Genomic DNA, 8,783 nt, shown 5'->3' with positions numbered 1-8,783 from the left:
ACGCCGGCATGCCCGCGTTCACCGCCCCGTTCGCGCTCGCTTCGTGGGTCACGGTGGCCGTCGCGCGGCGCTTCACCCTCGGAGAACCCGATGTCGTCATTCGCACACCGTCCTGATGCCGTGAAACCCGGCGGCCCGATCTCGGACGCCGAACGCCGGATGCGCGTCGACCTCGCCGCCGCATACCGGCTCGTCGCGCTGAACGGCTGGGACGATCTGATCTATACGCACCTGTCCGCGACCGTGCCCGGCGAGCCCGGCCACTTCCTGATCAACCCGTTCGGCCTCACATTCGACGAAGTTCGCGCATCGAATCTCGTGAAGATCGACCTGGCCGGCAACCGGATCGGCGACAGCGAGCATGCGGTCAACGTGACGGGCTTCGCGCTGCACGCGGCCGTGCACGCCGCACGCACCGACGCCGTGTGCGTGATGCACCTGCACAACACGGCCGGCATCGCCGTGTCGATCCAGCGCGACGGGCTGCTTCCCGCGTCGCAGCATGCGCTGCGGTTTCATGGCGACCTCGGGTACCACGACTACGAGGCGCTCGCGTTCTCGCCGGCCGAAGGCGCGCGGCTGACCGCGAGCCTCGGCGCGAAATCCGCGATGCTGCTGCGCAACCACGGCACGCTGACGGTCGGCCGCACCGTGGCCGAAGCCTATGTGCTGATGGATACGCTGATCAAGGCGTGCGATATCCAGGTGCGCGCGCAAGCCGGCGGCGGGCCGCTCGTGCTGCCCGACCCGGCCATCGCCGATCGCACCGCCGAACACCTGCGCGACGGCGGCGCGATCGAGGGCGAACTGGAATGGCCGGCGCTGCTGCGCCGGCTCGAACGGATCGATCCGACGTATCGCGACTGACGCCGCCGGCGCCCAACGAATCGTTCACCCCAACCATCGGAGCATTCAGTCATGCCGACTTTCAATATCCAGCTCTTCGAAGGCCGAACCGTCGACCAGAAGCGCGCATTCGTCGAAGCCATCACGCGCGTCACGTGCGAGACGCTCGGCTGCGAGCCGGGCTCCGTCGACATCATCCTGACCGACGTGAAGAAGGAGAACTGGGCGACGGCCGGGAAGCTGTGGAGCGACGAGCGCTGAGCGTCTCCGCATTCAGACTGCGCGCCGCCGGACCACGATAGCGCGCAGCCTTCGTTTCTCTGCCGCAGGTTCGCCGTCATCCTCATCTCGCCCCCTTGAAGCACTTAGTTATCCAAATATATTCACATTGACGCCAAGAAAAATTGCAATTAACTTTCATTGTCGATACAAGCCTCTGAATTCGATTTGTTTCTTTCTCAAAACGGAACCGCATAACGAAACAAAAATCGCAAATCCACATTCGACAAACTAGCCAGCCAATCACCGTTCATTGGTGTTACCGCCAGCAATGAATCCGGCAAGTACTTCTACGCCGATACTCCATTCATCATTGCAGGAAGACACCATGAAAATCAGGACCATCAAACGCTACTCCGCCGCCCTGCTGTTTTCGTTGATTTCATTCGCGAATCCGAGCGTTGGCAGCTCAGTTTCCACACAGCCCGACACCACATCGAATCCACACTCCGTCACACTTCATGAGGCATGGAAGGCTGACGAGAACGGGACGACGTACAAGATCGTCAAGATTGCTGCGAATCGCTTCCTGGTTGTCTATGGAAGCAAGGAGAACATTTCCGGATACGTCATCTACGATCAACTAGCCGGCTCAACCGGCGCCGACTATGTTCCATGGACTTCGGCGTCGTCCAGCATCACGATCGGCGTCCAAGAGACGAGCCGAGGATCTATCGGTGTCATGCTGGGCAGCGATGGCGAAACAACCAGCTTCGTTGCACAACCTTATCGCTCCACCAATCAGGGGCGAGGTGCCATCCGTGCGGGAATGTGGCAGGCAACCATCTCCGATAGCCTTGTCCAGCTTCGCATCGACAAAAACCTCGTTGATGCATCAGTCGATATCGGCACGTGCAAACTGACGGGGAAGATACAACCGCTTCGCTCGGACGACGGGTTGCGCCTGACGCTCTCTCCAGCAACGAAAGCCTGCGCGGGTAGGTTCAACCACGAATTTGACGCAACCTTGCTTTTTTCGGAGGATCTCGCCGTCATCTATACAACGAAGCGAGAATCGACGAACTTCATTTTCGTTGCACCTCCCGCAGTCGACAACGCTCCAGGTATGACACCGCAACCCAGAAACACGTCCTGTGCGCAATGGAGAGCAATGTGTCGAGCCAAGTGTTCCGCAATGACTTTGCCAACCGGGAACTTCGGCTTCAAATTCTGGAATTGCGTCAACAGTTGCAACGCGTTGGCAGGATGCTAACAAGGTGAGCACATGATTACAGACAAGCAAGTCGCAACTGCCCTGAACGATATGGTCTTACAAATGGGGGCTGATCTCGATCGCTCTCTACTGGCAGTCAAGGCATCTTGCCCGGATGCCGAATTCGTTGCCTATCGCGAATTCGTTTCTTCTCTGTTGAACACGATGCTGCTTGATTTCATGAACCCGCTCTACAAACGGCATCCTGACCTGAAGCCGCCAGAACTGACCTGACCCACACGCTGCAGCACCCGCGACGGGCGCTGCACGTGGCCTCCCCAGGCCGCCTCCTGTTGTGCGCCCGCACATCGCTTTGCCACGCAATCGGCGGCATAATGCCGGACAGACGCAGCAGCCGATGGCCACCCGACGAGGAGACCGCCATGGAAGCGAAGAACGAGGAAGTCGTCGCACACCTGCTCTCGGACGTCGTCGAATTCGCGCGCGCTCGCCTGCCCGATGCCACGTTCCGGATCGTCGAACCCTTCCTGCGTCATTACTACGATTTCGCCGATGCCGACGATCTGCAGAGTCGCAGCATCGCCGATCTCTACGGCGCCGCGATGGCGCACTGGCAGACCGCCCAGAAATTCGTGTCCGGCAGCGAACGGCTGCGCGTGTACAACCCGATCCTCGAACAGCACGGCTGGCATTCCGACCACACGGTCATCGAGATCGTCAACGACGACATGCCGTTCCTCGTCGACTCGGTGACGATGGCCGTCAACCGCCTCGGGCTCGCGCTGCACTCGGCACTGCACCCGGTATTCCGCATCTGGCGCGGTCGCGATGGCGCCATCGAGCGCGTCGATGCCGGCGGCGCGACGCCCGGCGACGGCCAGTCGCAGCTCGCGTCGTTCATCCATTTCGAAGTCGACCGCTGCGGCGATGCCGCGCTGCTCAACACGTTGCGCAACGACATCGCGCACGTGCTCGGCGACGTGCGCGCGTCGGTGGAAGACTGGCCGAAGATCGTCGACATCGCGCGCGCGACGATCAAGGAAATGAAGGCGCGCGAATCGACCGCGGAAGACATCGAGGCACGCGCGTTCCTCGAATGGATGGCCACCGATCACTTCACGTTCCTCGGCCAGCGCGACTACGCGCTGGTGTCGGACGGCACGGGCTTCGGGCTGCGCGGCATCGAGGGCACCGGCTTCGGCATCCTGCGCGAATCGCTGCGCACGTCGGGCGCCTCCGACGTCACGCCACTGCCGCCGGCCGCCGCCGACATCATCACCGGCTCCTGGCCGATCTTCCTGACCAAGGCGAATTCGCGCGCAACCGTGCACCGGCCCGGCTATCTCGACTACGTCGGCGTGAAACTCGTCGGCCCCGATGGCAAGGTCACCGGCGAACGCCGCTTCATCGGGCTCTACACGTCGACCGCCTACATGGTGTCGAGCGCCGAGATCCCGATCGTGCGCCGCAAGTGCGCGAACATCGTGCGGCGTGCGGGCTTCTTGCCGAAGGGGCATCTCGGCAAGTCGCTCGTGACGGTGCTCGAAACCTATCCGCGCGACGAACTGTTCCAGGCCGACGAAGACCAGCTCTACGACATCGCGCTCGGCATCCTGCGGCTGCAGGAACATCAGCGCACGCGCCTGTTCGTGCGCCGCGACCGCTTCGACCGCTTCGTGTCGTGCCTCGTGTTCGTGCCGCGCGACAAGTACAACACCGATCTGCGCCGGCGCATCGCGAAGCTGCTCGTCGATGCGTACAACGGCGTCAACGTCGAATTCACGCCGCTGCTGTCGGAATCGGCGATCGCGCGCATTCATTTCGTCGTGCACGCGGAGCCAGGCACGATGCCCGATGTCGACACGCGCGAGCTCGAAACGCGGCTCGTGCAGGTCACGCGCCGCTGGCAGGACGATCTCGCCGACGCGCTGCTCGACGCATTCGGCGAAGAGCAAGGCAACCGCCTGCTGCAGCGCTATGCCGACTCGTTCCCCGCCGGCTATCGCGACGACTATCCGGCGCGCACGGCCGTGCGCGACATCGAGCTGATCGAGCGCGTAAAGGATTCGGGGCAGCTCGCGATGAACCTGTACCGGCCGATCGAGGCCGACGCGCGCGCGTTCCGCTTCAAGGTGTTTCGCGCGGGCGACCCGATCGCGCTGTCGCGCAGCCTGCCGATGCTCGAGCATCTGGGCGTGCGCGTCGACGAGGAGCGGCCGTACCGGATCCAGACGCAGGACGCCGCGCATGCGTGGGTACACGACTTCGGCCTCGAGCTCGCCGACGATACCGAGTTCGACATCGAGCGTGTGAAAGACCTGTTCGAGGATGCGTTCGACCAGATCTGGAGCGGCCGGATCGAGAACGACGATTTCAACCGCCTCGTGCTGCGCGCTCACCTGAGCGCACGCGAAGTAACGATCCTGCGCGCGTATGCGAAGTACCTGCGGCAAGTCGGCTCGACCTTCAGCGACGCGTATATCGAGCGCGCGCTGACCGGCAATCCGGCGATCGCGCGGCAGCTCGTCGAGCTGTTCCTGCTGCGCTTCGACCCGGCCACCGGCGACACGCGCGACGTGCAGGCCGAGCGGCGGCTGTTGGCGATCGAAGGCGCGCTCGACCAGGTGCCGAATCTCGACGAGGACCGCATCCTGCGCCAGTTCCTCGGCGTGATCAACGCGACCGAGCGCACGAACTACTTCCTGCTCGACGCGAACGGCGCATCGAAACCGTACCTGTCGTTCAAGTTCAATCCGGCGAAAGTGCCGGGCCTGCCCGAACCGAAGCCGATGTTCGAGATCTGGGTGTATTCGCCGCGGGTCGAGGGCGTGCACCTGCGCGGCGGACGTGTCGCGCGCGGCGGCCTGCGCTGGTCGGATCGCCGCGAGGATTTCCGCACCGAAGTGCTCGGGCTGATGAAGGCGCAGATGGTGAAGAACGTCGTGATCGTGCCGGTCGGCTCGAAAGGCGGCTTCGTCGTGAAGAACCCGCCGCCGCCGAGCGATCGCGAAGCGTGGATGCGCGAAGGCATCGCGTGCTACCAGACCTTCCTGCGCGGCCTGCTCGACCTGACCGACAACCTCGCCGGCAATGCAATCGTGCCGCCGCCCGACGTCGTGCGTCACGATCCCGACGATCCGTACCTGGTCGTCGCCGCCGACAAGGGCACGGCCACCTTCTCCGATTACGCGAACGCGATCTCGCACGAATACGGCTTCTGGCTCGACGACGCGTTCGCGTCCGGCGGCTCGGTCGGCTACGACCACAAGAAGATGGCGATCACCGCGCGCGGCGCATGGGAATCGGTGAAGCGGCACTTCCGCGAGATGGGCATCGATACGCAGACGACCGATTTCACGGTGGTCGGCGTCGGCGACATGTCGGGCGACGTGTTCGGCAACGGGATGCTGCTATCGCCGCATATCCGGCTCGTCGCCGCGTTCGATCACCGGCACGTGTTCCTCGACCCGAATCCCGATCCCGCGACGAGCTTCGCGGAGCGCGCGCGCATGTTCGCGCTCGAACGTTCGAGCTGGGCCGACTACGATCCGGCCTCGATCTCGTCGGGCGGCGGCGTCTATCCGCGCACCGCGAAGACGATCCCGCTGTCGCCGGCCGTGCAGGCCGCGCTCGGCATCGACGCGCACGCGCTGCCGCCGGCCGAGCTGATCCGCGCGATCCTGCAGGCGCCGGTCGACCTGCTGTACAACGGCGGCATCGGCACCTACGTGAAGGCCGCGCGCGAAACCCACCTGCAGGTCGGCGACCGCGCGAACGACGCGGTGCGCGTGAACGGCACGGACCTGCGCTGCAAGGTCGTCGGCGAAGGCGGCAATCTCGGCTGCACGCAGTTCGGCCGGATCGAGTTCGCGCAGCGCGGCGGCCGCATCAACACCGATGCGATCGACAACTCGGCCGGCGTCGATTGTTCGGATCACGAAGTCAACATCAAGATCCTGCTCGGGCTCGTCGTGTCCGACGGCGAAATGACCGAGAAGCAGCGCAATGCGCTGCTCGCGGAAATGACCGACGAAGTCGGGCTGCTCGTGCTGCGCGACAACTACTACCAAACGCAGGCGCTGTCGATCGCCGGCCGCTATGCGGTCGAGCTGCTCGACGCCGAGGCGCGCCTGATGCGCTGGCTCGAACGCGCGGGCCGATTGAACCGCGTGATCGAATTCCTGCCGACCGACGACGAAGTCGCCGAACGGCAAGCCGCGAAGCTCGGCCTCACGTCGCCGGAACGCGCGGTGCTGCTCGCGTACAGCAAGATGTGGCTGTACGACGCGCTGCTCGAATCCGACGTGCCCGAGGATCCGCTGGTCGCCGCGATGCTCGTCGACTACTTCCCGAAGCCGCTGCAGCAGCGCTTCAGCGAACCGATGCGCCGCCATCCGCTGCGCCGCGAAATCCTCGCGACGCACCTGACCAACGCGCTCGTGAACCGCGTCGGCTGCGCGTTCGTGCACCGGCTGATGGAGGAAACCGACGCGAAGCCCGGCGACATCGTGCGAGCGTGCATCATGGCGCGCGACGTGTTCGACCTCGATGCGGTGTGGCGCGACATCGACGCGCTCGACAACCGCGTCGCCGACGACGTGCAGGCGCGCATGTTCGTCGACGTCGCGCGATTGCTGGAGCGCGCGGCGCTGTGGTTCCTGCGGCATCTGCAATCCGGCGCGGTGGCCGACGGCGGCGTCGCCGAGCTGATCGCGCGCTGCCGCGACGCGGCCGAGCGGCTCGCGCCGCAACTGCCGTCGCTGCTGCCGGCCGACGATCTCGACGCGCTGTCCGAGCGGCAGCGCGTGCTGGTCGAAGCCGGCGTCGACAGCGCGCTCGCGGTGCGCGTCGCGAGCGGCGACATCTCGGCCGCGCTGCTCGACATCGCCGAAGTGGCCGCGACCGGCAACCGCAGCCTCGAACTCGTCGCGGGCGTCTATTTCTCGCTCGGTACGCTGCTCAATTACAGCTGGATCGGCGAGCGCGCGGCGACACTGCCGACGCCGACGCACTGGGACATGTTGGCGCGCGCGGCCGCGCTCGCGGAAGTCGCGCGCCTGAAGCGCACGCTCGCGACGAGCGCACTCGCGGAATCACCGGATTCGACCACGCCGGAAACGATCGTCGGCGCGTGGCGCGTGCGCCGCGAAGCCGCGCTCGCGCGCTACGAGCACCTGCTCGCGGACCTGCGCGCGTCCGGCGGCGCGAGCCTCGCGGTGTTGCTCGTGGTCGTGCGGGAAATGGCCGTGCTGGAACGCGCGTGACGGACGCGACGGCTCAGACCGTCGCGACCAGCAGTTCTTCCGCGTTGTTCGGCGGCCGCAGGCCGTCGGCGCGATCGGCGAAATAGCGGCGCGCCAGTTCGGCCGCCGATACGTGCGCGGCTTGCGTGAAACCGGCCTCCCGCGCGAGCGCCTGGATCTGCGCCGGCATGAAGAAGCTGATGAACGGCGTGCCGCTTGCGCGGGCGCCCTTCGCGGCCATTTCCAGCCCCGGGCGCACGTCCGGATCCGCATTTTCCAGCGGCAGCAGGAACGTCATCGCCAGCGTCGAGCCCGGCGCGAGCGACGCGACTTCGCGCAATGCGGCCGCATTCGCTTCGTGCGTCAGATACATGCTGACGCCGGTGGACACGACCACCGCCGGCTTGCCGGCATCGAAGCCCGCGCCGACGAGCGCAGCGCGCCACGACTGTTTCGCTTCGAAATCGACCGGCACGAAACGCAGCCAGTCGGGCACGCCAAAGCCAAGCTCGACCAGGCGGCGCCGCTTCCAGGCCTGCGGCGCGGGCGGGTCGACTTCGAACACGGTCACGCGTGACGCCATGTCGGGCCGGCGCTGCACGAAGCTGTCGAGGCCCGCGCCGAGGATCACGTACTGGCTCACGCCGCGCGCGGCCTGCTCGACCACCCGATCCTCGATGAAGCGCGCCCGCGCGACGATCGACGCACGGAACGGCCGCGTGAACTGCGGATCCATGTCGCCGCGCTGCTGCCAGCCGGGTTCCGGTGCGAGCAATTGCAGCCCGACTTCGTCGGCGAGCACATGCGGCGGCGCGTCGAGTTCGACGTGCAGTGCGCGCCACAGTGCGACGCGCGCGGCCGTGCTGTCGGGGGCACCTTCGCGGGTATCGGCCATGACCGCCTCACGCGCCCTGCTGGCCCGGCGCCTGCAGGCGCCACACGCGGCCGTCCGGATCGCGCACGGTCATGTCGCGCGTGCCCCAGTGCGTGTCCTCGAACGGCGTGACGACGTCGACGATCGGCTGCGGCTGCACCACCTGATCATTCGGCACCTTGAGCACGACCTGCATGCCCGGCGGCACTTCGGCGATGAACAGAAAGGGGCCGTCACCGCTGCGCAGCTGGCCCGAGTGGTGATCGGTTTCGAACGCCAGCGTGAAGCCCGGCGCCCGGAAGAACTTCGCCGACTTGCCCCAGTTGTGCGTCGTCAGGTACACGGCGTCGATTCGCTCGGATGACAT

At 65.6% G+C, this 8,783-nt stretch carries 7 protein-coding genes and 1 pseudogene; 6 read left to right on the top strand and 2 right to left on the bottom strand.

Features of this window, described 5'->3' with window-relative positions; all coding sequences use genetic code 11:
• The 6 genes and pseudogenes from G3N64_RS39840 to G3N64_RS21550 all read left to right on the top strand — a co-directional run.
• Positions 1–116, top strand: a pseudogene (locus G3N64_RS39840) (urea transporter); the annotation flags it as partial.
• Positions 91–867 (top strand): class II aldolase/adducin family protein, encoded by a 777-nt coding sequence (locus G3N64_RS21570; RefSeq protein ID WP_205785733.1) that lies wholly within the window; start codon positions 91–93, stop codon positions 865–867. The pseudogene G3N64_RS39840 and the gene G3N64_RS21570, both read left to right, overlap by 26 nt.
• Before the next feature lie 51 nt (positions 868–918).
• Positions 919–1,107 carry a 4-oxalocrotonate tautomerase gene (locus G3N64_RS21565; RefSeq protein WP_039344138.1) on the top strand — a complete coding sequence of 63 codons (189 nt, stop codon included), beginning with the start codon at positions 919–921 and terminating at the stop codon, positions 1,105–1,107.
• Positions 1,108–1,453: 346 nt separating this feature from the next.
• Positions 1,454–2,338 (top strand): hypothetical protein, encoded by an 885-nt coding sequence (locus G3N64_RS21560; protein ID WP_205785732.1) that lies wholly within the window; start codon positions 1,454–1,456, stop codon positions 2,336–2,338.
• A gap of 12 nt (positions 2,339–2,350) precedes the next feature.
• Entirely contained in the window at positions 2,351–2,572 is a 222-nt protein-coding gene (locus tag G3N64_RS21555; RefSeq protein WP_089496659.1) for a hypothetical protein, read from the top strand.
• Between the two features lie 149 nt (positions 2,573–2,721).
• Positions 2,722–7,563 (top strand): NAD-glutamate dehydrogenase, encoded by a 4,842-nt coding sequence (locus G3N64_RS21550; protein ID WP_205785731.1) that lies wholly within the window; start codon positions 2,722–2,724, stop codon positions 7,561–7,563.
• 13 nt (positions 7,564–7,576) lie between these two features.
• Here the strand turns inward: G3N64_RS21550 and G3N64_RS21545 are convergent, their stop codons facing one another.
• Together G3N64_RS21545 and G3N64_RS21540 are read right to left on the bottom strand one after the other, a co-directional pair.
• Positions 7,577–8,437, bottom strand: a complete 861-nt coding sequence (locus G3N64_RS21545) for a class I SAM-dependent methyltransferase (RefSeq protein WP_205785730.1) — start codon at positions 8,435–8,437, stop codon at positions 7,577–7,579.
• 7 nt (positions 8,438–8,444) lie between these two features.
• Entirely contained in the window at positions 8,445–8,783 is a 339-nt protein-coding gene (locus tag G3N64_RS21540; protein WP_205785729.1) for a VOC family protein, read from the bottom strand.

The sequence above is a fragment of the Burkholderia sp. Ac-20344 genome (assembly GCF_017104975.1).
Lineage (GTDB): Bacteria > Pseudomonadota > Gammaproteobacteria > Burkholderiales > Burkholderiaceae > Burkholderia.
The sequence above is the reverse complement of the archived record's forward strand: the minus strand, read 5'-3'. Positions and strand labels throughout refer to the sequence as shown.

Coding starts and splice junctions, on each gene's coding strand:
- G3N64_RS21570 (WP_205785733.1), top strand. CDS start 91: ATGTCGTCATTCGCACACCGTCCTGATGCCGTGAAACCCGGCGGCCCG.
- G3N64_RS21565 (WP_039344138.1), top strand. CDS start 919: ATGCCGACTTTCAATATCCAGCTCTTCGAAGGCCGAACCGTCGACCAG.
- G3N64_RS21560 (WP_205785732.1), top strand. CDS start 1,454: ATGAAAATCAGGACCATCAAACGCTACTCCGCCGCCCTGCTGTTTTCG.
- G3N64_RS21555 (WP_089496659.1), top strand. CDS start 2,351: ATGATTACAGACAAGCAAGTCGCAACTGCCCTGAACGATATGGTCTTA.
- G3N64_RS21550 (WP_205785731.1), top strand. CDS start 2,722: ATGGAAGCGAAGAACGAGGAAGTCGTCGCACACCTGCTCTCGGACGTC.
- G3N64_RS21545 (WP_205785730.1), bottom strand. CDS start 8,437: ATGGCCGATACCCGCGAAGGTGCCCCCGACAGCACGGCCGCGCGCGTC.
- G3N64_RS21540 (WP_205785729.1), bottom strand. CDS start 8,783: ATGTCATCCGAGCGAATCGACGCCGTGTACCTGACGACGCACAACTGG.